Source organism: Halomonas llamarensis (genome assembly GCF_023555005.1).
Classification (GTDB): Bacteria; Pseudomonadota; Gammaproteobacteria; order Pseudomonadales; family Halomonadaceae; genus Vreelandella; species Vreelandella llamarensis.
Genome location: NZ_JAMJPJ010000001.1, coordinates 415,998 through 440,984, shown reverse-complemented (window position 1 = coordinate 440,984; position 24,987 = coordinate 415,998). Strand labels below are relative to the sequence as shown.

Below are 24,987 nucleotides of genomic sequence, written 5' to 3'. Positions count from 1 at the left end.
CGCTATGTGATGATTGATAGGCATCCACCTAGTAATGCCAAATCCATCGCGAAAACGGAAACTTAAGTACGTCATAAACGGTGCCAAATACGGCACAAGGAAGTGCCAAATCCATCGCGCGTTTACATCTGCTAAGCAAGCACGTGTGGCACAAGGATCCAAATATGATTGAAGTGGCTTAATGGATGTGACCAATCCAGTTTAGGAATAATACCCTCAACTGGAGTCTGTACTACAATGGTTCGGACAGTTTCATGACGCAATAGCGCCGTAGTGACACATCTGCTCAAAGTCGGGCCGGGATTTTATGCGATTGAAGTCCAGACCCAAGTAGGAAGAAAAGCGTTCCAGCAGATGTGCGTTAGCTTTGCGGGTTCTCCAGCGGGCGATAGAAATCACTCGTCTATCGCCTGACTGATGCTGCCGATCCTCAAGCTTAAGCAGGTTCAGCGCGGTCATTGATGCGTTGAAATGGAAGTGCAGCGCCTTTTCCTTGCGTGCCTGACAGTCGTTCAGCCCCAGAAACTGCTTGGCATCGCGAAACAGACACTCAACGCGCCTTGTCGTATGTCACTAATGTCATGGCGTCCAGCGACGTGTCCGTCGAAAACAGCAAGGCGGTTTTCACCTTGCCGCCACAACGCTTGGCTAAATACACCACCCGTAACGATCTGATGCAACCCCAGCGCCACGACGCCCTGGAGATAGCGGGTTTTACTGTAATAGCCATCCGCCACGAGATAACGCACCTGGGGCGGTAGTCAGGCACAACTTGCTGGAGGGGATGAAGATAGCTATCCACACGCGACAATTCACTCTCAGAGCGATCTATCGTTTGTCGTGTAGAGAGGTGATACGCCGTATTCTCCGTCACGTTCACCACGGCGAGCGTGGATATTTCCAGCCCCTTTTCGGCCCTGCCTGTGCCGCCGCTGTAGAACTTACCCAGCCCCTCGGTGTGTCGGCCGCTTTTCGGAATGAAGCTGCCATCTGAGCATCAGGCTTTCTTTAAAACTGTCCGAACCATTGATATAAAACAATAAATTAGAAAACTCTATCTCTTTTTAACTCCTCGACATTACGCCAATTAACGCCATACTGTGTGTTTTGATGGCACAATTTTGGCACATGCCGTGACTTTTCCGCGCCCTATGCTTGGCCAGATTTGCCCCTTGGCCATCACGTCATTTGTGCTCTGGCAACTGATCTGGCTGCGCGTTAAACGCACATAACGCCTCCACTGAAAACCAGGCACGCTACGCACAACCTCCCCTATCTGCCACCGTGCTAAACTCATCGCCAACGCGAACGGTTTATCATGGGAGGCCAACATGTCATCCGCTCATCGTCAGACACTGCCCATTGGCATTCAGTCCTTTGAGAAGCTGCGCAAGGGTCGGTATTACTACGTCGATAAAACGCCCTTGATTCACACCATGGCTGAGACGGGCGGTTACTATTTCCTCTCCCGCCCGCGGCGGTTTGGTAAAAGCCTGCTGCTGGATACCTTGCGTTGCCTGTTTGAAGGGCGCAAAGGCTTATTCGAGGGGCTTTATATTCAAGATAAGTGGGACTGGCAGCAGCAACATCCCGTCGTTCGCTTAAGCTTTGGCAGCGGCGTGATGCAAAACCGCGCTGAGCTAGATATGCGCATTCGCGAGCAGCTGCGCACCGAGCGCGAGCGTCTTGGGCTGACGTTAGACCATAAAACCGATATTGCCGGTGAGTTTGAAACCCTGATTCGTCAAGCTTGCGCTCAGACGGGTAAGCGAGTTGTGGTGCTGATCGATGAGTACGACAAACCCATATTGGATAATATTCTCGATGCTGATCGGGCTCGCGAACTGCGCGAGGGGCTGAAAAACCTCTACAGCGTGATTAAAGATGCCGACCCGCACCTGCATTTTGTGCTGCTCACAGGTGTCTCAAAATTCAGCAAAGTCAGTCTGTTTTCGGGGTTGAATAACCTCAACGACATCACGCTGGATGCACCTTACGCGGCGATTTGTGGCTACACCGACCACGATATCGATACCGTATTTGCCCCAGAAATGCCAGGCCTTGACCGCGAGGAAATTCGCCGCTGGTATAACGGCTACCGCTGGGGTGGGCAGGACGTTGAAGCGGTCTATAACCCCTTCGATGTACTACTGCTGTTTCAAAAGCGCAAATTCAGCCCTTACTGGTTTGAGAGCGCCACGCCCACGTTTTTGGTGGACTTGCTGCAAGCGCGCGGTGTGTTTACCCCGCAACTTGGCACCCTCCAGGCCAAGGCGCAGTTGTTAGGCCGCTTTGATGTCGATGACATCGCAACTGAGGCACTGCTGTTTCAGACCGGCTATATCACCATCAAGGATATGCAGGAGCCGATGGTAGGCTACCAACTTTACTCGCTGGGGTTTCCCAACCGGGAAGTCGAAAGCAGCCTGAACGAGTTTCTGTTGCCCGTGCTGGGCATCCCAGACAGCGAAGCGCAAACCTATCAACTGGCGCTGTTTAAGGTACTGCATGAGCATGATCTGGCAGGGCTAGAAACTCACCTCAAAGCCCTCTACGCCGGCCTGCCCCACGACTGGTACCGCAATAACCCGATTGCCCAATACGAAGGGCATTATGCTAGCGTGTTCTACAGCCACTTCGCCGCACTGGGCGTGGGCGTGACGGTGGAAGACGCCAGCCACCGGGGGAAAGTGGACATGAGCGTCGATTTCGGCGGCCATATCTACCTATTCGAGTTCAAAGTCGTGGAGCAGCTGCCCGAAGGCAACGCGCTAGCGCAGATCAAAGCCAAAGGCTACGCCGATAAGCACCGCGCCAGTGGCAAGCCGATTCACTTGGTCGGCGTAGAGTTTTCAAGCCGCGAGCGTCAGATTGTGGCGTTTGAGGTGGAAACGCTCTAGGCTCAAGCTGTTGTTTTTAAACAACAACGACCGCGTATATTCACGCTGTTATTTAATCGGATCACCCGATATTGCGTTCGATATCGGATTCCAATTAGCAGGTATGTGCAGGCTAACAGCGGCTCTGCCAAAACGCTGATCTGAATAGGCCGATGTTATTGAATGATGGTGAGTAGGTAGCGGCCATCCCAACCAGCCCTTTTTGGAACCCTTCGAGGGCGCTTTCCCGATGACATGAAGCGGGAGTTTGCACAACAGCGCCTGTTTTCAGCACCGTAGCCATAAAAAGCCGGTGGTCATAAACAAAAAAAGGGCCCACGCATTAACGTAAGCCCTTGAAAAACTAATGCTTTAAAAACGCTGGTGCGCCCGGCAGGATTCGAACCTGCGACCCTCGGCTTCGGAGGCCGATACTCTATCCAACTGAGCTACGGGCGCTTAGTGGATGCGTATCGTAACCGGGCACGCCGCTTGTGTCTAGCTGAGCGGCCGCTTACGCGCTAACACAATTGACCCTTTTTACTTCTCTGGTGCATGCTTCCCAAGCATCATTTTCAAGTGGCATTTTCGCGTAACAACGCACCCTGTGTGCCTCTTTGTTTAAAAAGGGAAAATCATAATGAAAACATTTGCACTTAACACGCTGGCACTCTCTGTTTCTCTCGCTTTGGTCGGTACGGCTAACGCCTCCGATTTTGCCGATATGGACGCTGTCACGCTGCGTTTAGCGCACGTAGTCAACGAGCAGGATGGCTTTCATATCGCCGCCACTAAGTTTGAAGAGCTTGTGGAAGAACGCACCGACGGTAAGGTCGATATCGAGATTTACCCCAATGCCTCGCTGGGGGATGAGCGCACCCTGCTGGAAGGCATGCAAATCGGCACTGTGGATATGGGCGTGATCACCAACGGGCCGGTGGCCAACTTCGTCGAAGAGATGGCGGTGTTCGAGTTGCCGTTTTTGTTTCCTTCACCGGAAGCCGCTTACGGCGTGTTAGATGGCGACATCGGCCAAGAGCTGTTGGACAAGCTTTCCGAGGTGAACCTGAAAGGCCTGGCCTATGCCGAACGCGGCTTTCGTAACCTGACCAACAGCGAACGTGCAGTCAACGCGCCGGAAGATATCGATGGCTTGCGCATTCGCGTGATGGAAAACCCGGTGTATGTCGATACCTTCCGCGAGCTGGGCGCCAACGCCGTTCCCATGGCATGGACGGAAGCCCTCACCGCCATGCAGCAGGGCACCATCGACGGCCAGGAAAACCCAGTCAACGTGATCCACTCGTTCAGCCTGGATGAAACCCAGAACTACATGACGCTTTCGCGCCACACGTATGCACCCGCCATTTTTGTGATGGGCATGCCAGTGTGGAACCAGCTTCCCGAAGCGGCACAGATGGTGCTCACCGAGGCTGCGCAAGAGGCCGCTGAACACGAGCGTCAAGTAAACGCCGAGATGAAAGCCGAGCAACTGGCCGATCTGCGTGAAGCGGGTATGGAAATTAACGACGCTCCTGATATCAAGGCTTTCCAAAACGCCGTAATGCCGGTTTACGAGAAGTACGGTGAGCAATTCGGCGACTACCTGCCGCGTATTCAGGAGGCGTTGAACCCGTGATGCCGTTTGCACAGCCGTTACTCACGCTGTTGCAACGCACCGAGCGCGGGCTGGATGCCATTATCCGGCCCGTTGTTTTTGCCTGCATGGTGGCGTTAATCGGCGTGATTACGCTACAAATTGTTTCGCGGGTGCTGTTTACCGCCGTGGGCTGGACGGAAGAACTCGCCCGTTTTTTGTTGGTGTGGCTGACGTTTTTAGGTGCCACCCTGGCGTTTCAGCGGGGGCGACACATCGCCGTAACGTTTATGGTCGATGCGCTACCTGCGCGCTTACGCCAGCTCACTCGATTCGTTGCGCTTATCGTGGTATTGGCCTTTCTGGTCTCGCTGATCGTGATCGGCTATCGCTATATGCAGGTACAAAGCTTTCAAAAATCCGCCTCGCTACGTATATCCATGACCTACGTTTACGCCGTGATGCCGTTCTGCTCAGCCATTATGGCGTGGTACACCCTGGTGGACCTCCTTGAAACGCTTGTTCACGGCAAACCGGGCACGCCTCAGGAGCCGTCGCCATGACGCTTGTGCTGTTCGGGCTATTTTTTGTGTTCATGCTGTTGGGCATTCCCATTGCCTTCGCGATTGGTGCCAGCACGCTTTATGCCCTATACCAATCCGGCGTGCCGCTGATGGTGGTCACCCAGCAGATGTTCCAAGGCATCAACTCCTTCGCGCTGGTGGCCGTGCCGATGTTCATCCTGGCCGGCGATTTAATGGCCCAGGGCAAGGTCAGCGAAAAGCTGGTTAACTTTGCCGACTCGTTGGTCGGTTTTATGCGCGGCGGCCTCTCGGTGGTCTCGGTGATGGCGGGCATGTTCTTTGCGGCGATTTCCGGCTCCGGTGCGGCGACGACCGCGGCGGTGGGTTCGAGCCTGGTACCGGAGCTTAAGCGCAAAGGCTATGACCCAGCCTCGGCAGCCAGTTTGATCGCCGCCAGCGGCACCATTGGCGTGGTGATTCCACCCTCGGTGCCGATGATTATCTACGCGGTCATTGCCCAGCAATCGGTCTCGAAACTGTTCTTGAACGGCTTTATTCCCGGAGTGGTGATGGGGGCAGGGCTTATGGCAATTGCCATTACGCAGGCTTACAAACGCCAGTACCCTCACGGAACGGCCTTCTCGCTGGCGACCGTCTGGCGCACGCTAAAAGACGCCAGCTGGGGGCTGATGACGCCGGTTATTATTTTAGGCGGTATTTTTTCGGGCATTTTCACGCCCTCCGAGGCGGCGGTCGTGGCGGTGAACTACGCCCTGCTCGTGTCGCTTTTCGTTTACCGCGACCTAACGCTAAAAGATGTTTACCACGTGCTCATCCGCTCAGCGATGACCACGGCGGTGATCATGCTGGTGATTGCGATGTCAGCGGTGCTGAGCTGGACACTCTCCAGCTGGCAGGTGCCCGGCGCCATCGCCCAATCCGTATTGTCACTGTCAACCAACCCTTACATCATCATGCTACTGGTTGTGGCCGTGATTCTGCTCACCGGGGTGTTTATCGAGACGGCAAGCGCCTTGATCATTCTCACCCCGGTGTTGTTGCCACTGGTATTGCAGCTGGGCATCGACCCGATTCATTTTGGTCTTATCATCGTGATGGGGCTGGCGATTGGCATGATTACCCCGCCGGTGGCGATCAACCTTTATGTCGCGTCATCGGTGACGCAGCTCCCGCTTGAGCGAATTACGCGGGCGATTATTCCTTATCTGCTCGGGTTGATTAGCGTATTACTGCTGGTGGTTTACGTCCCTATGTGGCTAGGTTGGTAGAGAGTTTAGTTTGGCCGGTTCGGTAGCAAGCTGAGATTAGGCATTGCTTTTGCCGGCCTGCTGTCGAGCCTGTTTTACCTCTGCCTGACGGCGGCGCCATAAACGTCGAACGATAAGCACGGCAGCCGTGATCCCCAGTACGCCAACCCCCAGCAGTAGCCACATCGCCGGGCTGCCTAAATGGCTGTGGACGTCTGTCGGGGCATGGCCAGGGTGGGCGCTAACCGCACTGGTTAGCACTAGTGTGATAAGGCCTAATAGCGGGCGGGAAAGCGTTTTTTTCATCGGGTTCATCACATTCTCCTTGTCTTTTATGGGATCAGGTATTGCCAACCTTTACGCAGTGGCAGCCACCGTGGGGCGACGGTCGTCGAGCATGCCTTGGTCTAAAATAAAACGAATAATGTCTTCCAACCCCACGCCATCGTAGAGGTTGGTAAACACAAAGGGCCGATCGCCGCGCATCTTCTTTGAATCGCGCGCCATTACCTCAAGCGAGGCGTGTACCTGCTCGGCAATATCCATCTTGTTGATAATCAGCAGATCTGACTTGGTAATGCCCGGCCCACCTTTACGGGGAATCTTGTCGCCGGCAGACACGTCGATCACGTAAAGCGTGAGATCAGAAAGCTCGGGGCTGAAGGTCGCCGACAGGTTATCGCCGCCGGATTCCACCATCACCAGCTCCAGCTTGGGGTGGCGTTCCTGCAGCTCATCGATCGCCGCCAGGTTCATGGAGGCATCTTCGCGAATCGCCGTGTGCGGGCAGCCGCCGGTTTCCACGCCCATGATACGGTCCGCCGGGAGTGCATCATGCTTGAGCAGAAAATCGGCGTCTTCGCGGGTGTAGATGTCATTGGTGACCACGGCGATGTTGTAGTGGTCGCGCAGTGCCAGGCAGAGTTGCTTGAGTAGTGCGGTTTTGCCCGAGCCAACCGGCCCACCCACGCCGATACGTAAACAGTGCGTCATTGTTCTCTCCTCTTTAATGTCTAATCGATTAACGTCTAAGCCGTTTAACTTCTGAACCGTTTAACTTCTAAACAGGCGCGAATACTGGGTTTCGTGCAGGGCGCTAGCCAGTGCAAGGCCGGGAAGCACCGGGCCGAGCTCGTCGTCGTCGAGCGACAGTGCCTGATCAACGGCAGTGACAAGCGCCGGGCGCAGCCGCTCGATTACCCGCTGCGCGGCAGTATGGCCGAGCGGCAGCGCTTTACAGGCGACGGCCAGCTGATTTTCCAGCCACGCCCAGGCAAAGCCGAGCAGCGTCTGGCGAACGGGCACGCCACGGGTATGGGCGGTATAGGCAAACAACGTTACATAGCCTGCCTGAGCCGGTAACAAGGGCGGTAGTGAGTCTTCACTTGGCATCAGTTCCAGGCTATTCAACAGGCGTTTCAGCGATGCTCCTAAGCGACTGTCTTCAGCGGCCAGCTCGGCGGTTTCGCGCGTGGCCGCTAGCCACGCGTCCCACTGGGCGAGTGTTTTCCTACCCACCTCACTGTCGCCCTGGTCAATGGCCTGATGCAGCCGCGCCAGCACCGGTAACTCGCAACGGGTTAAGCCATCTTCCAATACGCCGCTTAGCCATTCGGCCAGGCTGGTTTCGTCGCGCACCCAGTCAAGCTCGAAGGCACTTTCCAGGCCTTGCGAGAAGGCAAAGGCACCAATGGGCAGCGCCGGGCTGACCAACTGCATCAGGCCCAGCAGTGCCAACTCATCGTTTTGGCTTTCCCGCGCAGCGTCTTCAGTGGGCATGGTGGTGCTCATGGCCGTGTGAATGTTCGTGGTCATGGTCACGATCTTGAGAATGAGAATGACCGTGTGCGTGGCTGTGCGAGTGCCCGCCGCCGACTTGGTTATAGGCGCCCGGCTCCGGGTCAAAAGTGGCGTTGTGGTGCTCCAGTTCGGCCCCCAGCCGTTCGGCGAGTTCTTCCAGCACGTGGTCCGGCGGGAAACGCACCCAGCCGCCTTTTTCATCTTCACCCTGTTCATCTTCACCCAGAGCCAGCTGCACATGGCGGTTGCCTAAATGGTACGCCAGCCGCGCCAGCGGCAAGCCAGCACTGACTCGCGCGGTCACCACCGGTTCTACGGCCGCGCTGACGCGCACTACTTCGCCGCTTTCCGCTTTTAAGCCTTCGCCGCTGCGCAATACCGGGCCACGATCCAGAAACAGCCCCAGTTCGCGGCCGCTATCGCTTTGCGCTTTTAAGCGCCCACGGATGCGCAGCTCAAAGGGCAATGTCAGCGTATCGCTGGCGGCGCTCTCGTCGATCAGCCCCAGCCGTTCAATGAGTTTCAACATAGTCCCTCTCCTTTTCGCCCGATAAATCGGGCTCCTACATCCAGTCTTATCCGGTAGGAGCGCAATTTATTGCGCGAATTACACCTGTGCCTTAAAACCTAAAAAAGATGATACCGCTGGGCCAGCGGCAGTTCGGTGGCAGGCTCGCAGGTCAAAATTTCACCGTCGCAGCGTACTTCGTAGGTCTGCGGGTCAACGGTCAGCTCGGGGCAGGCGTCATTGAGCTTCATATCCTGCTTGCGCACCTGGCGTACGTTTTTGCACGCGGCCAGTTGGCTATTCAGCCCCAGTGTCTGTTTAATGCTAGCGTCTAACGCCGCCTGGCTGACAAAGCTGAGCCGGGTCTGGCTCGCCGCGCAGCCCAGCGCACCGAACATATAACGGTAATGCACCGGCTGCGGCGTGGGAATCGACGCATTGGGGTCGCCCATAGGCGCGGCCGCGATCATGCCACCCTTGATGATCATCGCCGGTTTGGTGCCGAAAAACGCCGGTTTCCACAGCACCAGATCGGCCATCTTGCCAACCTCTACCGAGCCGACCTCGTGGGCAATACCGTGAGTAACGGCCTGATTGATGGTGTATTTGGCGATGTAGCGCTTGGCTCGGAAATTATCGGCGCCCAGAGCTTCGTCTTCGGGCAACAGGCCGTGCTGGACCTTCATCTTGTGGGCCGTTTGCCAGGTCCGGCAGACCGACTCGCCGACACGCCCCATGGCCTGGGAGTCGGAGGCGATCATCGAGATCACGCCCAGATCGTGGAGGATATCCTCGGCGGCAATGGTTTCCCGGCGAATGCGCGAATCAGCGAAAGCCACGTCTTCGGGAATATTGGGGTCCAGGTGGTGGCACACCATCAGCATATCGAGGTGTTCGTCGATGGTGTTGACGGTGTAGGGCCGCGTCGGGTTGGTGGACGACGGCAGCACATACGGCTTGGCGCAGGCGGTGAGGATATCCGGCGCGTGACCGCCGCCTGCCCCCTCGGTGTGATAAGTATGAATGCAGCGCTCGTTGAACGCCGCCAGGGTATCTTCCACAAAGCCCGATTCGTTGAGCGTGTCGGTGTGGATGGCAATTTGCACATCATATTTTTCTGCCACGTTGAGGCAGTTGTTAATCGAGGCGGGCGTGGTGCCCCAGTCTTCGTGCAGTTTGAGGCCCATGGCGCCGGCTTGAAGCTGAGCTTCTAACGCTTCGGGCAGGCTGGCGTTGCCTTTACCCAGAAAGCCGATGTTCATGGGCATATCGTCCACGGCCTGCAACATCTTGCCGATATGCCATTCGCCGGGGGTGCAGGTGGTGGCATTGGTGCCGGTGGCAGGCCCCGTGCCACCCCCCAGCATGGTGGTAATGCCGCTCATCAGCGCTTCTTCCACCAGCTGCGGGCAGACAAAGTGAATGTGGGCATCCAGCGCCCCGGCGGTCAGAATCTTGCCTTCCCCGGCGATGATTTCGGTGCCGAGGCCAATCACGATCTCGACATCCGGCTGAGTATCCGGGTTACCGGCTTTGCCAATCGCGGCAATGCGGCCATTCTGAATGCCCACATCGGCCTTGACGATGCCCCACCAGTCGAGGATCAGTGCGTTGGTAATCACCGTGTCCATCACGCTGCTGTCGCTACGCTGGCTTTGCCCCATGCCATCGCGGATCACCTTGCCGCCGCCAAACTTCACCTCGTCGCCATAATGGGTGGCGTCTTTTTCGACTTCTATCCACAGTTCGGTATCGCCCAGGCGCACGCGGTCACCGACCGTGGGGCCATACATATCGGCGTAGGCCTGACGGCTGATTTTATTAACCGGCTTCATGGTTTACCTCCATCAAGCGCGCCCATCACTTCGCCACGAAACCCATAAATGTGACGCTTGCCAACAAACGGAATCAGCGTGACGTCGCGGGTCTGGCCAGGCTCGAAGCGAATCGCGGTGCCCGCTGCCACGTCCAGACGAAAGCCACGGGCTTTGCTGCGATCAAACACCAAGGCAGGGTTGGCTTCCGCAAAGTGGTAGTGAGAGCCGATCTGAATGGGGCGGTCGCCGGTGTTGGCCACTTCGACGCTTATCCGCTCGCGGCCCACGCAAAGCGCAATATCACCGTCTTTTAACTGATACTCACCGGGAATCATCTGTTTGCTCCTTCGTCGCTGTGCTGTGAGGGTTACCCTTCACACAATGGGCGTGTGAACGGTGACCAACTTGGTCCCATCAGGGAAGGTCGCCTCTACCTGCACTTCATCGACCATTTCCGCCACGCCCTCCATGACGTCGTCACGACCGAGGATTTCACGGCCGTAGCTCATTAAATCAGCGACGCTTCTGCCATCCCGGGCACCTTCAATGATTTCAAAGCTGATCAGCGCGACGGCTTCGGGATAGTTGAGCTTCAGGCCGCGTGCTTTGCGACGCTCGGCAAGCTGGGCAGCAGAAAACAGCAGCAGCTTGTCTTTGTCTCGTGGGGTCAGTTCCATGGGAGCTCCATTGATTAGAACAGTGGGGGGACTCAACAGAAACGACAGCGCTGGATTCAGAACAATCCTCCCAGACTATCGAAAACCGAGCACACCTATCTGAAGCAATATAGCGCAATCAACGTACCAAAATGGTGAATATAAAAAATAGTTATTAATATTCAATAGCTTGAAAAAAATAAAATTCTCTGTTTTGCTCCAGAAGTGCACCACGCCATTCAATCGCCACCTCTTTTACACCAAAGTAGTGCAAATAAAACCCATTATTTAGCACTACCTATCAAATAGAAATAAAACCTATTATTATTTATGGGCTGTTTTTAGATAGAGTTCTGGTTAAGCCTCTATTTCTACATCATTGTGAGACTCACCACGTGACTATCAGTAACCGCTACACAATTGATCATTTTTTGGGCTACGGACGCCGATATAGCATTGATTACTTTTTCCCTATCAGTTCTAACGTTTCCTGCACACCGAAAACATCGATCGCCCAAGGGCGTGTAGAAGAAATAAGCCTAGCGGCTGGTGTGGAGCTTTTTATTTCCGACTTGGATGTGCTGCGACCTTATCAATCGTTCTCTAAGGGCAATACCGACCTGCTGATTGTGGTGATGTTAGAGGGCTGCGCACATTTCGATATTGATGGCCAAAAGCGTTGGATAACGGCAGGGGAAGCTTGCTGGCTAAGGCTGGACACAGGTTTAACGCTAAGCGCTTTTCATCCTGCTAATCAACGACTTCGCACGCTTTGCCTGTCGCTCGACGCATCAGCCATGCGCGCTTGGTATGGTTCTCACATCTCATCGGCGTCTCCCCATGCCTGGCAACTCAGCCCTGGGTTACAGCTAACCATCGATGAAGCGTGCTGTGCTTCCAGTAGCGCTGAGTCACAACGCATGCGCTTTCAAGGGCTAGCACTGCAAATCATCGCCCAGGGGCTGGACTGCCGTTCGCCATATACGACTGACAGTGGCGCACTGTATCGACAGCGCTTGGCGCTGATACGCCGCTGGTTGGATGAAGAGCCGTCGTTTGACCACACGCTGCAACGCTTAGCGGATCGCGCGGCCATGAGCCCAAGTACGCTAATGCGGCATTTCAAGATGGCTTACGGCCTAGCGCCCATCGACTATTTGCGCAAGCGTCGGCTCTCGCTAGCCCGCGAGCTTCTGCTGAGCGGCCATAGCGTTCAACAAGCGGCACATTTAAGCGGCTACCATCATGCCAGCAACTTCGTGACTGCTTTTAAGAAAAATTATGGCATCTCACCAGGCGCCTTGACAGAAAGCTCCCTTAAACGCCCTTGAAACGACACGGCTGATGTTTGCGCATAATCAATTGCGTGGGGGCCATAACCGCTAGCCCGCCAAAGTTGGAATAATTCTCATAACCAAACACTAACTCTTTGCAATATCCACTTTGGAAAACCGCTCCATGCCATTTTTATATCGATCAACATGCACTGCGCTTATTCTTGCCTATCCTTTGCTTGCCTTCGCTGAAGCTCCTGACGAAACATTGGACAATTTGCTAGTGACCGGCGAGCGTCTCAGCACCAGCAGTGAAGGCACTCAACGCTACACAGTTCCCGCTAGCCGCAGTGCGGTCGGGCTGTCATTAACGCCACGCGAGACGCCCCAGTCAACAAGTGTTATTACTCGCCAACAGATCGACGACCGTGCGGTACAGACAGGCGGTGATGTTTTAGCCCAAGTACCCGGCGTTTCGCCAAGCCGAGCTGACAGCAACCGAATTAGCTATGCCGCGCGTGGTTTCTCGATACGTAGCGTGCAGTTTGACGGACTCAGCATTCCGCTCAGCGGTTTTTGGAATTTTGGCGATACCGACTGGGATGCGGCGATTTATGACCGTGTTGAAGTGGTGCGCGGGGCAACCGGTTTATTAACCGGCGCTGGCGAACCTTCGGCAAGCGTTAATTTTATTCGCAAACGCCCGTTATCCGAAGCGGCTGCGTCTGTTTCCGCAGGCATCGGCCGCTGGGATCGTCGCCGCGCCACGGCGGATGTGTCTGTACCGTTAAGCAGCGATGGCACGACAGGGGCCCGCTTTGTCGTGGCCAAAGGCCAGAACGATAGCTTTATCTCTCATCTCGAAGATGACCATGAGACACTTTACGGTGTTATCAGTAGCGAGCTTACACCTGCGACTCAATTAACCGTAGGTGTCGAATATCAGCACAACGAGACGCTCGGCGCAGGGGCCAGTGTCCCGGCTTTTTATGCCGACGGCAGCCGAACGGACTTTGACCGCAGCGCATCTAACAACACCGACTGGTCAACGTTTTACAACGAGACCACTCGCGTGTTCGCTGATCTTAGCCACCAACTGGATAACGGCTGGACGTTACGCGCCGCGGTCAGCCATAACGATGGTAACTATGGCCTAGAGTACCTTTATCGCGGCGGTTTCCCAGACAGGGAGACAGGCCTTGGTATGTCCAGCTCCTTCTTAAATTACCGCGGCAACCGCACTCAACAAACCGTGAACGTGACGGCCGAAGGTGATTTCAGCTTATTTGGCCGCCAGCACGAGCTGGGCTTTGGCTGGATGCATAACGAAGATGACTTCGAGATAAAACGGGCCACCCCAGTTGGTACACCGCCTTCCGCGGGCAGTTACTTTAATTGGCGAGACAGTGTGGTAGCCAAGCCTCAGTGGGGGCAATTCAACAGCTCAGATAATATGCAGGTAACGCAAAGCGGCGGCTATATGGTGTCGCGCTTTTCGTTGAGTGATCCGCTTAATCTCATTCTTGGCGCACGCCTGAGCGATTGGGAATTGGATCAAACCTACTATGGGTCTGAGCGGCAATATCGATACAGCAACGAAATAACGCCTTATGCGGGCATTATCTACGATATTAATGACTATGCCTCTGTTTACGCGAGTTATACCGAGATTTTCCAGTCTCAGAATGCCCGCCGTGAGGATGGCTCTCTGCTGGATCCTATTCAGGGTCGCAGCTATGAACTAGGCGCTAAGGCAACCCTTCTGAACGGCCAATTGGATAGCAGCATTGCACTGTTTAGAACAGAGCAAAACGGTGTGGCCGAAGCCATTCCTGGCGTAGATGTGATCGGCCAACCTGGAACGTCAGCCCACCGCAGTGTCGATGGTAATCAGGTCAATGGTGTAGAAGTCGAATTGATTGGCGAAGTGGCCTCTGGCTGGAATTTGAGCGCCAGCTACACGCTAGCTAATGCAGAAAATTCCGACGGCGAGCGTACCAACACGACCCATCCGCGCCAACAGATCAAACTGTTTACCACCTACCAACTGCCGGGCGCATGGAGTGGCTTAACATTGGGCGGCGGGGCACGTTGGCAAAGCGATATTTGGCGGAACACATCCAGCCCCAATGGCCAAGTGAAGGTTGGGCAAGACGCTTACGCCATTGCTGACCTAATGGCGCGCTATCGCTTCAACGATCAATTAAGCGCGCAGTTGAACATTAATAACGTATTTGACAAGGACTACTACGAGCAAATTGGTTTCTACAGCCAGTATTGGCTTGGCGAACCCCGTAGTGGCGTCATGTCAATCAACTGGGATTGGTGAGAAGCTAATGATGTTACGCTCATTAATCACGCTGTTGATTGCGGCTGTCCCCATGACGGGGGCAGTGGCTGACGCCGCTCTCTTTCCCGTTGTCATCCAAAGCCCACTGGGAACGGCCACCATTGACGAGCCACCTCAGCGCGTCGTCACCCTTGGCGTTGGTGCTGATGATATTGCTATTTCACTTGGCGTTGTGCCGGTAGGTGTCAGCCGTGCGGAGTGGGGCGGCGATGAAGATGGCTATTGGCCATGGGTACGAGACGCTCTGGAAGCACAGGCAACGCCGCTCCCCACAACGATTACACAATACCCCGAGCTGGATGTTGAAGCACTGCTCGCGCTGGAGCCGGATGTCATTCTAGCGCCTTCCAGTGGTGTTCCAGACGCTATTTATGATCTGCTGTCGCCACTGGTGCCCATTGTCGCTTACCCGGAGCGCCCTTATCTCACTTCTGTCGATGAGCAGATTGAACGTATTGCAGAAGCGCTTGGCGTGCCGGAGGAAGGTGCTGCCTTAATGCGTCATCTCGACACATCGCTGAGGTCTGCAGGCGAGGCTTATCCAGGCCTTGCGGACACCACTTTTGCTTATGTACGGCCCGACCCAGCCTCTGGAAATGTCTCCGTGTACTTAGCAGATGACCCTCGTGTTGGCACACTGACAGGCCTTGGGCTTCACTTGTCACCAACGATTGAAGGCTTATCACCCAGCGGTAATCACTTTGCGCACTACCTAGGGTTTGAACATCTGCCCATGCTGGAAGATGTCGATTTAGTGGTCTCTTGGTATCACAGCGAAGAGCAGCGCGATAGAGTGGCTGAGCTACCGCTTTTTGCCTCGTTGCCAGCCATTTCAGATGGCCGCTATCTGGCGCTGACCGATCAACCATTAATCGTTGCTAGTTCTGCCGGTTCGCCACTAGCGACTCAATGGATGATCGAGCGGCTCTTGCCACGCCTTGCCGAGGCAGCTGAACGGCGATGAATGCTGGAACTGGTATCGTGAATGGTCTATTTCCCTCTTTACGGCAGCGAACACGCTGGCTGGCGGGGCTAATGGGGGCGGTGCTGCTGTTTGGCTGGATCAACCTCTCGGTGGGAGCAGAACACCTCTCCCCTTATCAAGTATGGCGGGCACTTCAAGCGGCAGGCCCCAGCTACGCCAACGACTTAGTGGAAGCTCGTCTCTCACGCGCACTGCTCGCCATCGCTACCGGCGCGGCGCTTGCCGTCGCCGGTACGCTGCTACAAAATTTGACCCGCAACCCACTTTCCGAGCCGGGGCTTCTGGGCATCAATGCAGGCGCAGCCGCGTCTCTGGTCACCGCTGGCTTGGTGCTTGGCTCGTTGCCTGCAGGCGCTTTTTGGTTAGCGCTACCTGGTGCGCTTTTCGTGGCTGTTTTGGTAGGCGTTCAGAGCGCTTATCGCCAGCATGACCCATCACACCTGCTGCTGTTAGGGGCGGCGCTTAACGCCGTTCTATTTGCCTACGTACAAGCCATCACTCTTACCCACCCTGCCTTATTTGCCAACTATCGCTTCTGGATTGTTGGGTCCATCAATGGGCATACGCTAGATGAGGCCCAGCGGCTATTGGGCTGGATAGCGGTCGGGCTTGGCCTGTCGTTTATCCTCCCGCGCTTTTTACACGTCCTGCAAATGGGTGACGGCGTGACCAAAGCGCTGGGGCTGAATGCGGGTTGTTTGAGGCTGGCAGTGCTTAGCGGTAGCGCGTTGCTAGCGGCGATTTCAACCGCCACGGTGGGCCCTATCGCCTTCGTGGGCTTAGCCGTGCCGTTATTGGCCAAAAAAATTGCCGGTCATTACCTTTATTGGCAGCTTGCCATCGCGCTGGTGATGGGCCCCCTTATGATGATACTTGCAGACCTGCTCGCACGCCTTTTGCTAAGCCCTTCTGAAATCATGACAGGGATTCTGACGGCGCTGCTAGGCGCGCCATTTCTGTTAGTCGCTGTGCGCATTAACCAGCGCGGTGTGTGAGTCATGATGAAACGCTTTAATACGTTACTGCCAGCCTCCCGTATTTTGCTCCCCCGTCACTTGCCACCCTGTCTTTTGCCACCCCGAGCTTTAGCCCCCTACATATTGGCCAGCATTATCGCTTTAGGGCTATTACTGGGTTCTCTAATGCTGGGAAGCCAAGGGCTTAGCAAGGAAGCGCTTGGGCACCTTATCCAAGGTAATGCGACAGCGTTTGAACAGTGGCAGGCGTTTACGCTGCGCTTACCACGGGCATTCGTCGCGCTGTTTGCTGGCTTTGCGCTAGGTGTATCGGGTGCCTTGTTTCAAGGCATCACCCGTAACCCATTAGGCAGCCCCGATATTATCGGCCTTACCGCCAGCGCTAGCCTGGGAGCACTGCTGGCAAGCAGTTGGCTGGTGGGCATTGTCTCTACCACGACGGGGGCCGCACTGGGTGCGATCATCGGCACGCTAGCAGTCTATAGCGGCTCTGGGCGCGGTTTTCGCCACCCCTCTTCAATGATTATTGCTGGCATCGCTATCAATGCCTTAGCCCTAGCAGGCGTGCAGCTAAATTTGACCTGGCTGGGCCAAGAGCAAGCGCGAGACGCGATGATTTGGCTTAGCGGTAGCGTAGCAGGACGCCAATGGCACGATCTTTGGCCAATGTTAGGCCTGTGTTTGCTGTTACTGCCCGGTATTGTGCTGATAGCCCCGCGGCTGCGCCTGATGGCGCTTGGCGATCCAGTCGCCAAAAGCCTCGGCGTTAATCTGGCAGCCTCACGCTTATTAAGTGCCGTCATGGGGGCTTTTCTGGCAGGTGGCGCGGTTGCGACGGTAGGGCCGATTGCGTTTGTGTCACTTGCCGCGCCACAGCTAGCGTTACGCCTGTGGCGAAAACCTGGACCTCTCCCCTTAGGAGCGGGCGTGGTCGGAGCCCTGCTCCTGTTAGCGGCAGACTTAGCGGCTCAGTACTCATTACCTTCTGGGGCGTTACCCGTCGGGGTTTTAACAGCCGGGCTGGGCGGCGTCTATTTGGTTTATTTATTAAGTCGCCAGCGGCGGGGATAATTACAGCTGCTGGCGGAAGCGCTCAAACATCGCCAGACCAAGAAATACCACGCCCGCCGAGATGCTTAGACAGCCCAGCCATAGCGTTATTGCCAGCCCTGTGCTCCAGGTTTCCATCGCCAACCAAAGCGGCCAACCGAGTATCGCGCTGCCCGCCCAGAACCAACGTTTTTGTTGAGCAGGTTTAAGGCCACAACGGCGTCGGTGGCGGCTATCCGACAGCGCAGTTAATGCAAAACCCAGCGTACCGAGAACTAGAAGCGTGATAAGCATCATGACGCCACCTGAATAGGTGGCACACGCGGAAGCGTTTTTTTAGCGGCGCGTCTCATCTGCCATACGATGATCAGCGCGCCGATCAAGCACATCAGGTCGACGCTAACACGCTGCCAATTACCTGCGACAAGATCACCTAGAACACGATAGGAAGGCACCAAGAGATTCAGCATTGGCAGGCAAAGCAACAAGATAGCAGTCAGTGTTAACTGCTCTCGCCATGCCTGCGAGGCCGAGCGTCTTAAGGCAGCGTGTAGCAGCGCCAGCAGCCAGGCAGCAAAGAAAAAATGGATTTCCCATTGGGCACGCCCACTAAGCGCCACCGGTAAAAGTCGATTGCTAGCTAAAAAGGCCAATACGGCAATCGGCATGCCAGCCAACGTGGCTATATTAAGCCGCTCGACACACCACATCCCCACCACGCCACCCTTCTTATGCTTACGCTTTGACGTCCACAGCAGTAGCCCAGTTGCCACCATGCCACATCCAGCAGCCCCTAACGCAAAATAGATCCAGCGCATGCCCCAGTCGGCAAAACGGCCAGCATGTAATCCCACCATAATGCCGTGTGCTTGTTCATCAATGCGTTGCGATTGAGTCTCTGCTAACAACGCGCCCGAACTTGCCTCATAGATACGTTGTGGGCGGTGTGCAGATAACGCCTCGTGGGCACTCTGCCAAACCGCGACACGCGCGCCTGCATCGCCAGGGTGGCTGACCCTCAGGGACTGCACCGGCTTCTGCCAATGCGATTCAGCATCACCGACCAGTTCGCTAAGGGCATATAACGCTGCAGGCTGCCCCGTAGCTGGGCCGGAGAGGGGAAAGGCATGTAGCTCGCTGGTCGCTTGGCGGCGCGCGTCAGCATCGGGAAAGGCGCGTTCTACCCCCCAAGGCATATAGAGCGACATGAGTGTTATCAAGCCGGTATAGGTAATCATTAGCTGAAACGGCAGCGTTAACACAGAAAATGCATTGTGAGCATCTAGCCAGCTACGGGCGCCCTTTTGGGGCCGGAAAGCAAAAAAGTCGCGCAGGATTTTTTTATGGGTTATCACGCCGCTGATGATTGCTACGAACATCATCATGGTGGCGATACCAATGAGCCAGCGACCATAGATGGCGGGGAGGTGATGCAATTGAAAATGGAATCGGTAGAAAAAATCACCCCCACGCGTTTCTCGCGGGGTAACCAACGTCAGAGTGGTTGGGTCAAGTATCGACCGCTCTCTCCCATCCTGCCCAAACCAGACGGCTGTCGAGACCGTCTCGCGCTCATTAGGAAAGGTGATCTGCCAGCTTCTCGCTGAGGAAGCATGTTCAGTAAGATAGTGCTGCCAGTAATCCGCCAGGCGTCGATTGTCCCACTCAGCATTCGCGGCGACACTCGGTAGTTCGGGCTGCATCCACAACGAGATACTCTCTTTGAAGTAACTCAGGGTGCCCGTCAGAAAAACAGCAAACAGCAGCCAAGCAGCTAACAAGCCGCACCATGTGTGCAGTTGAGCCATATTACGCCTCACGCTGCGCTTAGTGGATGCCATAGTTAGCCACCACTAGAAGGCCGCAAGCGGCTAGACCGATAGCCCCCCAAAGACGTATCAAACTCGGCGTAATAAACGACCAGGTCGCCACGCCCGCCCAAATAATGAAGCTCCCCATCATTCCGATACGCAGAGACATCATGGTATCTAGCGGTAAGCCAAGCGCGGCCACCGAGAACAGTGCAGCGACTATATAGCCGCCAAGCGTCGCGGCCAGGATGCGTAAGATAAGCAGCCAATACGAGGAGGGCAAAACGTTGAGCAGCATGGTGCATCCCGGTGCAGGTCACAAACCAGCATTTTAATGCAAAAGGTTTTCATTTGCATTAGTGTAAATAACTTATTTAGCACCTGCTGCATAACGTCTAGGTTAACCAGATGCGCGGTGTGTGGGCCTCGCGCTCAATCCAGCGCGGGCGCAGCAGGTGCCAGGCCTGCTCACACAGCGCCCAGGCGTCATTACGGGAGTTTCCCTGGTAGCGAAGCAGCAGTACGCCATGGCGAACGGTGACCGCCCAACGTGGGTTGTCTGGCAGCGCCTCGCGTAGCTCATCAATTGCCGCACCGGCATTTTCCAGGCCGACTATCCATAGCGTGGCCTGCACGGTGGCGCCACCCTGCCCCCAGCGGCCGTTAAAGCGCGGGTGCAAAGGATCAAGAGGCTGGCGTTCCAGCCACAGCGGTTTGCCGTCCAGGGTCAGGCGAAAATGCTGTTCAATTCGGCCTGATGCGTAGGGCAGCTCACTGGCCGGGCGGCCCAGCGCCATGATTTCCCAGCCCAGGCAGCGGGCACTGCCATGCAGCGCTATGTGAGTCCGCTGAGCGCCTTTGGAGCCATCAAAGGCGATCGTTTCTTGAGGAAGCCACTCAAGGATGCCGCCATCTTCCACGTTAAGTTCAGTCTGTTGGTTCCAGGCAACGCCCTGACTGTCAGCTTTATAAAGCTTGTTAGCCGCAGGCGTGGTGAGCAGCGCATGGGCACCACGCTCAATATGGGCGCGAATCGTCAGGGCGTCACCACTGACTAAACCACCGGGTGGATGCAGCACGTACACATGGCAAGCTTCTGTGCTGCCTTCCGGGTAAAACGGACGCTGTACGCGCAGCGGCCCCTGATGGCGCGCCTGCACCAGCCGCGTGGGGCCATCGCGGTTGGCGAACCGCAGTGCCAGCGATGCCGCCCAGTGGCGTTGAGCATCAAAACGATGACCGGAAGCAATTTGTGGTTTTGCGAGGTCGCACAGAATCATGGGTCGCTGTCGCATCCTTACAGTAAGCCTTTAGCTAACCAATGCAATTTATGCGCCAGAAAGAGGAAGAAATGCTTAAGTGGTTTACGAGTGCGGTGGGGGGAAATTATCACGTCGCTTTTTTGCACCAAAAAAGTCAACTAAAAGACAGGTTGCACCATGGTTGTACGTTGATACGTTTTGTACGCCTTCCGTTCACGTCCGCCTGCTCTGCTTACTGGGCTAGGCTAGGCTGCAGCCTACTTTCACTCCCCAGCGGAAGTAATGTAAACGGCATTGCGATTCTCTTGACATTCAATACATAGTGCCAGAAACTTAGCCAAGGCTATACTTATTACCAAATAGAAAATAGGTTTCACCTCACTACATTGGCTAAACCCAACGTTTAAGCTGGCATTCCGACTGGGGGAATCATGACAACAAAATACGCAATCGCGCTGGCAAGCCTACTTCCGCTAGGCAATTTTGCCTCCGCCGACGAAGCCCCGCTTAATGTGGTCGCGACCATTGGGATGATTGCCGACCTCGCCCAAGAGATCGGCGGTGAGTGCGTTAACGTTGACGCGCTGATGGGGCCGGGGGTCGACCCGCACCTTTACCAGGCAAGCGCCAGCGATGTGGCGATGCTACGCAACGCAGAGCAGATTTTCTACTCAGGCTATTCGCTGGAAGGCCAGCTAGGTAACGTACTGGCAAAGTTCTCCGAGCGCACCCCAACACTCGCCGTGGCCCCCGCCTCGATTGCCCCCGCGTCGCTGATTACCGCGCAGGATGTCTACGGCATTGACCCTCATCTGTGGATGGACGTTTCTTTATGGGCGCAAACACTGCCCACGCTCAATGCAGAGCTGAGTGAAGCGCGCCCTGACTGCGCCGCGACATTTGACGCCAATACCGAGCGCTATCAGGCTCAGCTGCTTGCCCTGCACGAATGGGTGAAAGACAGTGTTGCCAGTATTCCCGATGAGCAGCGCATTTTAGTCACCGCTCACGATGCGTTTGGCTACTTTGGCCGCGCCTATGATATCGACGTGGAAGGCATACAAGGCATTAGCACGGAAACCGAAACGGGGATTGCTGATATTCGCAACATGACAGATATTGTGGTGGACCGCGCAGTTCCGGCGCTTTTTATCGAGAGCACCATCAACCCGCGCACGGTTCAGGCAGTGATTGATGCCGCTAAACAACGTGGTCAGGATGTTAAAATCGGCGGTGAACTCTACTCCGATGCCATGGGCGACCCGGATACGCTCGATGGCACTTACATGGGCATGATCTACCGCAACACCCAGCATATTGTCGAAGCGCTCGGCGGTACGCTAGCACCGCTCCCCGATGAAATGAACGATTGGGCTAGCGAGTGGCAGCTCGCTCACTAACCATTCGATAAGGCACCGCACCCATGGCGACACCCGTTACGACCGACACGGCGCTCAGTATTCAAAACCTGACCGTTAGCTATCACAACCAGCCCGTGCTCTGGGATATTAATCTGGAGATTCCTACTGGCGTGATGGCGGGCATTGTCGGCCCGAATGGGGCAGGTAAGAGCACGCTGATCAAAAGCCTGCTGGGGCTTGTACCGTCGCTTTCCGGCGACGTCATGGTGCATGGACGCGCCTACGCCTCGCAGCGCAAGCGCGTTGGCTATGTGCCGCAGCGCTCCAGCGTCGACTGGGACTTTCCAACGACCGCGCTGGATGTCGTCACCATGGGCCTTTATGGCCGCCTGGGGTGGTTCCGGCGGCCTGGGCGCAAAGAACGTCAAGAATCGCTGGAAGCCTTGGAGATGGTGGGAATGAGCGCCTATGCTGACCGCCAGATCAGCCAGCTTTCCGGCGGCCAGCAGCAGCGGGTGTTTCTGGCCCGCGCGCTGGTGCAACAGGCCGATGTGTACTTTCTCGACGAGCCCATGGCCGGGGTCGATGCCACCACGGAGCGGGTCATTATCGACATTCTGCGCCGTCTGCGCGATGCGGGTAAAACGCTGATAGTTGTCCACCATGACCTGCAAACCGTACGCAACTACTTCGACTGGCTGCTGCTACTTAACGTTCGCGTGATTGCCAGCGGCAAGGCCGAAGACGTGTTTACTATCGATCATCTTCGCCAGGCGTACGGTGGTCAGATTGCCCTGTTGAACGATAGCGACTCCCTGATGTTCGCTGCTTCCAAGGTGAAATAACTGATGCAGTGGCTCGACCTTCTGTCTGACTACACTTTTCAAAACGTGGTGATCGGTGCCTCTCTGCTGGGGCTGATCAGCGGCCCATTGGGCTGTTTTGCGGTGTTACGCCGTCAGAGCCTGCTCGGCGACGCCATCTCTCATGCGGCACTGCCCGGCGTGTGTTTGAGTTTCATCATCACCGGTAGCCGCGATATCGGCGGGGTGATCATTGGTTCACTGGTCACCGGCTCGTTAGCCGCGCTGACGATGCTGTTACTGACCCGTCAAAGCCGCCTGAAAACTGATGCGGCGCTCGGGATCTGCTTAAGCATTTTCTTTGCCATCGGCATCGTGCTGCTGACCTATATCCAGAGCACCAACAACGCCTCCCAAGGCGGGCTTGAAGCGTTTCTGTTCGGCCAGGCCGCCGCGACGCTGCGTTCGGATCTCTGGATAATGGGCGGTATCACCCTTGTCACACTCACGCTGCTCGCCATCTTCTGGAAACAGGCCAAGCTGGTCACTTTCGATGTGCAGTTCGCCCGCACCCTCGGCATGCCGACCACCGCCATCGAAGCCGTGCTCACCTCCATGGTGGCGCTCGCGGTGGTGGTCGGCCTGCAAATGGTTGGCGTAATATTAATGGCCGCTATGATCGTGGCACCGGCGGCGGCGGCCCGTCAGTGGAGCCGTCACTTGGGTGGGATGCTGGTCATTGCCGCTGGCATCGGTATTGTCAGTGGCGTCTCGGGGGCCACCATCAGCACCTTATCGCACGGCCTGGCGACCGGCCCGCTGATCATTCTCAGTGCAACGGCCATTGTACTTATCTCGCTGGCGCTCGCCCCCGGACGTGGCCTGCTCTGGGGCATCATCAAGCATTACCGCCAAAAAGAAGCGCTGCAGAAACAGCAACTGCTCTACGCACTTTACAAACATCCCTCTGCCGCCCGACATGATCGCGCAACGTTCGGTGCGCGCAGGGTGCTGAGTCAACTTAAACGCCAAGGCTACCTTGCACGCTCCCCTGACGATGGAACGAGATGGGCGTTAACGTCGCGGGGAGAAAAAGCAGCGAAACAGGTAGTCGCTGCCTTCAAGGAGGTCGCGACATGATCGCTGAGTTACTGACCAACACGGCCCTGCCCATTATCCTGGTCGGTGCCATGGTGGGCATCGCTTCTTCCGCGGTGGGTACTTTTCTCGTACTGCGCGGCAACAGCATGCTCTCTGATGCGATTAGCCACTCGATTGTCTTTGGTATTGTGATTGTCTGGCTGCTGACAAAACAGCAAAGCGGGCCCGTGCAGCTGGTAGGCGCCGCATTAACCGGGTTATTAACCGTGTTCCTCACCGAGGCACTGGCCAACACCAGGCGGGTAAAACAGGATGCCGCCATCGGCCTGGTGTTCCCCGCACTGTTCTCCATCGGCGTGCTGTTGCTCAATGTCTACGCCCACGATGTGCATATCGATACCCACACCGTCCTGCTTGGCGAGATCGGCTTTGTCTGGCTGGATACCATTGACCTGTTTGGCCTGCCCATTCCCCAGGCACTCGTTTCGATGAGCATCATGACGCTGCTTAACTACGCGTTTATCGGCCTGTTCTACAAAGAGCTAAAACTTGCCACCTTCGACCCGGCGCTGGCGAAAACCTTCGGTTTTATGCCAACCATTCTCTTCTATGTGATGCTGATGCTCACCAGTTCCACCGCCGTCGCCGCCTTTGATGCGGTGGGTGCGGTGCTGTTTATCGCTTTTGCCATTGTGCCTGCCTCCGCCGCGTACCTACTTACCGACCGCCTGTGGATGATGTTTATCATCGGCGCCCTCATCTCGATTGCCGCCAGCATTTCCGGCTATTATCTCGCCGTTTACCTGAACGTGTCGATCGGCGGCATGATGGCGGTAATGACCGGCGTGTTCCTGATACTCGCCTTCCTCGCCGGGCCGCGCTACGGCTTGATCACCCAATACATGAAACGCCGCCGCGCCCGCGAGGCACCTGTAGAGCCGCCTCCGTTGCGCTAAGGCTTTGA

General features: G+C 55.9%; 25 protein-coding genes and 1 tRNA gene. 13 read left to right on the top strand and 13 right to left on the bottom strand.

Going from position 1 to position 24,987, the window contains the following annotated elements; translation table 11 throughout:
• Positions 1-512: 512 nt before the first annotated feature.
• A complete protein-coding gene (locus tag M8006_RS02010) occupies positions 513-737 on the bottom strand; it encodes a hypothetical protein (protein WP_250079509.1) in 225 nt (74 codons plus the stop codon).
• A gap of 594 nt (positions 738-1,331) precedes the next feature.
• On the opposite strand from M8006_RS02010, the gene M8006_RS02005 reads away from it, so the two are divergent.
• On the top strand, positions 1,332-2,900 hold the full coding sequence (locus tag M8006_RS02005) for an ATP-binding protein (protein WP_250079506.1): 1,569 nt from the start codon (positions 1,332-1,334) through the stop codon (positions 2,898-2,900).
• 361 nt (positions 2,901-3,261) lie between these two features.
• Here the strand turns inward: M8006_RS02005 and M8006_RS02000 are convergent.
• Positions 3,262-3,338, bottom strand: a tRNA-Arg gene (locus tag M8006_RS02000).
• A 181-nt stretch (positions 3,339-3,519) separates the two neighbouring features.
• On the opposite strand from M8006_RS02000, the gene M8006_RS01995 reads away from it, so the two are divergent.
• From M8006_RS01995 to M8006_RS01985, 3 genes are read left to right on the top strand one after another with little or no spacing between them, the layout of a single operon-like run.
• Positions 3,520-4,518: a TRAP transporter substrate-binding protein gene (locus tag M8006_RS01995; protein ID WP_250079503.1), complete on the top strand. Its 999-nt coding sequence runs from the start codon at positions 3,520-3,522 to the stop codon at positions 4,516-4,518.
• A complete protein-coding gene (locus M8006_RS01990) occupies positions 4,518-5,039 on the top strand; it encodes a TRAP transporter small permease (protein WP_250079500.1) in 522 nt (173 codons plus the stop codon). The genes M8006_RS01995 and M8006_RS01990 overlap by 1 nt, the downstream gene beginning before the upstream one ends.
• Positions 5,036-6,289, top strand: a complete 1,254-nt coding sequence (locus M8006_RS01985; protein WP_250079498.1) for a TRAP transporter large permease — start codon at positions 5,036-5,038, stop codon at positions 6,287-6,289. Before M8006_RS01990 ends, M8006_RS01985 begins: the two co-directional genes overlap by 4 nt.
• Before the next feature lie 36 nt (positions 6,290-6,325).
• Here M8006_RS01985 and M8006_RS01980 read toward each other — a convergent pair whose 3' ends face one another.
• From M8006_RS01980 to M8006_RS01950, 7 genes are all read right to left on the bottom strand, one after another.
• Positions 6,326-6,583: a hypothetical protein gene (locus M8006_RS01980; RefSeq protein ID WP_250079497.1), complete on the bottom strand. Its 258-nt coding sequence runs from the start codon at positions 6,581-6,583 to the stop codon at positions 6,326-6,328.
• Between the two features lie 42 nt (positions 6,584-6,625).
• Positions 6,626-7,261, bottom strand: a complete 636-nt coding sequence (gene ureG / locus M8006_RS01975) for an urease accessory protein UreG (protein ID WP_250079495.1) — start codon at positions 7,259-7,261, stop codon at positions 6,626-6,628.
• Between the two features lie 60 nt (positions 7,262-7,321).
• Complete coding sequence (locus M8006_RS01970; RefSeq protein ID WP_250079550.1) at positions 7,322-8,047, bottom strand: urease accessory protein UreF; 726 nt, start codon at positions 8,045-8,047, stop codon at positions 7,322-7,324.
• On the bottom strand, positions 8,037-8,597 hold the full coding sequence (ureE, locus tag M8006_RS01965) for an urease accessory protein UreE (RefSeq protein ID WP_250079493.1): 561 nt from the start codon (positions 8,595-8,597) through the stop codon (positions 8,037-8,039). Before ureE ends, M8006_RS01970 begins: the two co-directional genes overlap by 11 nt.
• Positions 8,598-8,695: 98 nt before the next feature.
• Positions 8,696-10,411 carry an urease subunit alpha gene (ureC, locus tag M8006_RS01960; RefSeq protein ID WP_250079491.1) on the bottom strand — a complete coding sequence of 572 codons (1,716 nt, stop codon included), beginning with the start codon at positions 10,409-10,411 and terminating at the stop codon, positions 8,696-8,698.
• Positions 10,408-10,728 carry an urease subunit beta gene (locus tag M8006_RS01955; RefSeq protein WP_250079490.1) on the bottom strand — a complete coding sequence of 107 codons (321 nt, stop codon included), beginning with the start codon at positions 10,726-10,728 and terminating at the stop codon, positions 10,408-10,410. Before M8006_RS01955 ends, ureC begins: the two co-directional genes overlap by 4 nt.
• 39 nt (positions 10,729-10,767) lie before the next feature.
• Positions 10,768-11,070 (bottom strand): urease subunit gamma, encoded by a 303-nt coding sequence (locus tag M8006_RS01950; RefSeq protein WP_250079488.1) that lies wholly within the window; start codon positions 11,068-11,070, stop codon positions 10,768-10,770.
• 374 nt (positions 11,071-11,444) lie between these two features.
• Between M8006_RS01950 and M8006_RS18225 the strand changes: the two genes are divergently transcribed.
• The 5 genes from M8006_RS18225 (at position 11,445) to M8006_RS01925 (ending at position 17,706) form a co-directional block, all read left to right on the top strand.
• Positions 11,445-12,380, top strand: a complete 936-nt coding sequence (locus tag M8006_RS18225; protein WP_250079486.1) for an AraC family transcriptional regulator — start codon at positions 11,445-11,447, stop codon at positions 12,378-12,380.
• Between the two features lie 127 nt (positions 12,381-12,507).
• Positions 12,508-14,652: a TonB-dependent alcaligin siderophore receptor FauA gene (fauA, locus tag M8006_RS01940; RefSeq protein ID WP_250079484.1), complete on the top strand. Its 2,145-nt coding sequence runs from the start codon at positions 12,508-12,510 to the stop codon at positions 14,650-14,652.
• 7 nt (positions 14,653-14,659) lie between these two features.
• The gene (locus tag M8006_RS01935) at positions 14,660-15,637 is read left to right on the top strand and encodes an iron-siderophore ABC transporter substrate-binding protein (RefSeq protein ID WP_250079482.1); all 978 of its coding nucleotides are present in this window, start codon (positions 14,660-14,662) and stop codon (positions 15,635-15,637) included.
• Positions 15,638-15,654: 17 nt separating this feature from the next.
• Positions 15,655-16,653: a FecCD family ABC transporter permease gene (locus M8006_RS01930; RefSeq protein ID WP_250079480.1), complete on the top strand. Its 999-nt coding sequence runs from the start codon at positions 15,655-15,657 to the stop codon at positions 16,651-16,653.
• A 3-nt stretch (positions 16,654-16,656) separates the two neighbouring features.
• The gene (locus M8006_RS01925; RefSeq protein WP_250079478.1) at positions 16,657-17,706 is read left to right on the top strand and encodes a FecCD family ABC transporter permease; all 1,050 of its coding nucleotides are present in this window, start codon (positions 16,657-16,659) and stop codon (positions 17,704-17,706) included.
• On the opposite strand, the gene M8006_RS01920 is transcribed toward M8006_RS01925, so the two are convergent.
• The 4 genes from M8006_RS01920 to M8006_RS01905 form a co-directional block, all read right to left on the bottom strand.
• A complete protein-coding gene (locus M8006_RS01920; protein WP_250079476.1) occupies positions 17,707-17,982 on the bottom strand; it encodes a DUF3325 family protein in 276 nt (91 codons plus the stop codon). It lies immediately after the preceding gene.
• The gene (locus M8006_RS01915) at positions 17,979-19,493 is read right to left on the bottom strand and encodes a PepSY-associated TM helix domain-containing protein (protein WP_250079474.1); all 1,515 of its coding nucleotides are present in this window, start codon (positions 19,491-19,493) and stop codon (positions 17,979-17,981) included. Before M8006_RS01915 ends, M8006_RS01920 begins: the two co-directional genes overlap by 4 nt.
• Positions 19,494-19,512: 19 nt before the next feature.
• Positions 19,513-19,794, bottom strand: a complete 282-nt coding sequence (locus tag M8006_RS01910) for a hypothetical protein (RefSeq protein WP_250079472.1) — start codon at positions 19,792-19,794, stop codon at positions 19,513-19,515.
• Positions 19,795-19,891: 97 nt separating this feature from the next.
• On the bottom strand, positions 19,892-20,776 hold the full coding sequence (locus M8006_RS01905) for an urease accessory protein UreD (protein WP_250079470.1): 885 nt from the start codon (positions 20,774-20,776) through the stop codon (positions 19,892-19,894).
• Between the two features lie 413 nt (positions 20,777-21,189).
• Here M8006_RS01905 and M8006_RS01900 point away from each other — a divergent pair, with 413 nt between their 5' ends.
• The 4 genes from M8006_RS01900 to M8006_RS01885 are packed head-to-tail and all read left to right on the top strand — an operon-like array spanning position 21,190 to position 24,979.
• A complete protein-coding gene (locus M8006_RS01900) occupies positions 21,190-22,158 on the top strand; it encodes a metal ABC transporter solute-binding protein, Zn/Mn family (RefSeq protein ID WP_250079468.1) in 969 nt (322 codons plus the stop codon).
• A gap of 23 nt (positions 22,159-22,181) precedes the next feature.
• Positions 22,182-22,964, top strand: a complete 783-nt coding sequence (locus M8006_RS01895) for a metal ABC transporter ATP-binding protein (protein ID WP_250079466.1) — start codon at positions 22,182-22,184, stop codon at positions 22,962-22,964.
• Positions 22,965-22,967: 3 nt separating this feature from the next.
• The gene (locus M8006_RS01890; protein WP_250079463.1) at positions 22,968-24,062 is read left to right on the top strand and encodes a metal ABC transporter permease; all 1,095 of its coding nucleotides are present in this window, start codon (positions 22,968-22,970) and stop codon (positions 24,060-24,062) included.
• A complete protein-coding gene (locus tag M8006_RS01885) occupies positions 24,059-24,979 on the top strand; it encodes a metal ABC transporter permease (protein WP_250079462.1) in 921 nt (306 codons plus the stop codon). The genes M8006_RS01890 and M8006_RS01885 overlap by 4 nt, the downstream gene beginning before the upstream one ends.
• The last annotated feature ends 8 nt before the right edge of the window (positions 24,980-24,987 follow it).

What these genes read in the sequence shown, in the direction of transcription:
- M8006_RS02005 (WP_250079506.1), top strand. Translation starts at nt 1,332, where the DNA reads ATGTCATCCGCTCATCGTCAGACACTGCCCATTGGCATTCAGTCCTTT.
- M8006_RS01995 (WP_250079503.1), top strand. Translation starts at nt 3,520, where the DNA reads ATGAAAACATTTGCACTTAACACGCTGGCACTCTCTGTTTCTCTCGCT.
- M8006_RS01990 (WP_250079500.1), top strand. Translation starts at nt 4,518, where the DNA reads ATGCCGTTTGCACAGCCGTTACTCACGCTGTTGCAACGCACCGAGCGC.
- M8006_RS01985 (WP_250079498.1), top strand. Translation starts at nt 5,036, where the DNA reads ATGACGCTTGTGCTGTTCGGGCTATTTTTTGTGTTCATGCTGTTGGGC.
- M8006_RS01980 (WP_250079497.1), bottom strand. Translation starts at nt 6,583, where the DNA reads ATGAACCCGATGAAAAAAACGCTTTCCCGCCCGCTATTAGGCCTTATC.
- ureG (WP_250079495.1), bottom strand. Translation starts at nt 7,261, where the DNA reads ATGACGCACTGTTTACGTATCGGCGTGGGTGGGCCGGTTGGCTCGGGC.
- M8006_RS01970 (WP_250079550.1), bottom strand. Translation starts at nt 8,047, where the DNA reads ATGCCCACTGAAGACGCTGCGCGGGAAAGCCAAAACGATGAGTTGGCA.
- ureE (WP_250079493.1), bottom strand. Translation starts at nt 8,597, where the DNA reads ATGTTGAAACTCATTGAACGGCTGGGGCTGATCGACGAGAGCGCCGCC.
- ureC (WP_250079491.1), bottom strand. Translation starts at nt 10,411, where the DNA reads ATGAAGCCGGTTAATAAAATCAGCCGTCAGGCCTACGCCGATATGTAT.
- M8006_RS01955 (WP_250079490.1), bottom strand. Translation starts at nt 10,728, where the DNA reads ATGATTCCCGGTGAGTATCAGTTAAAAGACGGTGATATTGCGCTTTGC.
- M8006_RS01950 (WP_250079488.1), bottom strand. Translation starts at nt 11,070, where the DNA reads ATGGAACTGACCCCACGAGACAAAGACAAGCTGCTGCTGTTTTCTGCT.
- fauA (WP_250079484.1), top strand. Translation starts at nt 12,508, where the DNA reads ATGCCATTTTTATATCGATCAACATGCACTGCGCTTATTCTTGCCTAT.
- M8006_RS01935 (WP_250079482.1), top strand. Translation starts at nt 14,660, where the DNA reads ATGATGTTACGCTCATTAATCACGCTGTTGATTGCGGCTGTCCCCATG.
- M8006_RS01925 (WP_250079478.1), top strand. Translation starts at nt 16,657, where the DNA reads ATGATGAAACGCTTTAATACGTTACTGCCAGCCTCCCGTATTTTGCTC.
- M8006_RS01920 (WP_250079476.1), bottom strand. Translation starts at nt 17,982, where the DNA reads ATGATGCTTATCACGCTTCTAGTTCTCGGTACGCTGGGTTTTGCATTA.
- M8006_RS01915 (WP_250079474.1), bottom strand. Translation starts at nt 19,493, where the DNA reads ATGGCTCAACTGCACACATGGTGCGGCTTGTTAGCTGCTTGGCTGCTG.
- M8006_RS01910 (WP_250079472.1), bottom strand. Translation starts at nt 19,794, where the DNA reads ATGCTGCTCAACGTTTTGCCCTCCTCGTATTGGCTGCTTATCTTACGC.
- M8006_RS01905 (WP_250079470.1), bottom strand. Translation starts at nt 20,776, where the DNA reads ATGATTCTGTGCGACCTCGCAAAACCACAAATTGCTTCCGGTCATCGT.
- M8006_RS01900 (WP_250079468.1), top strand. Translation starts at nt 21,190, where the DNA reads ATGACAACAAAATACGCAATCGCGCTGGCAAGCCTACTTCCGCTAGGC.
- M8006_RS01895 (WP_250079466.1), top strand. Translation starts at nt 22,182, where the DNA reads ATGGCGACACCCGTTACGACCGACACGGCGCTCAGTATTCAAAACCTG.
- M8006_RS01890 (WP_250079463.1), top strand. Translation starts at nt 22,968, where the DNA reads ATGCAGTGGCTCGACCTTCTGTCTGACTACACTTTTCAAAACGTGGTG.
- M8006_RS01885 (WP_250079462.1), top strand. Translation starts at nt 24,059, where the DNA reads ATGATCGCTGAGTTACTGACCAACACGGCCCTGCCCATTATCCTGGTC.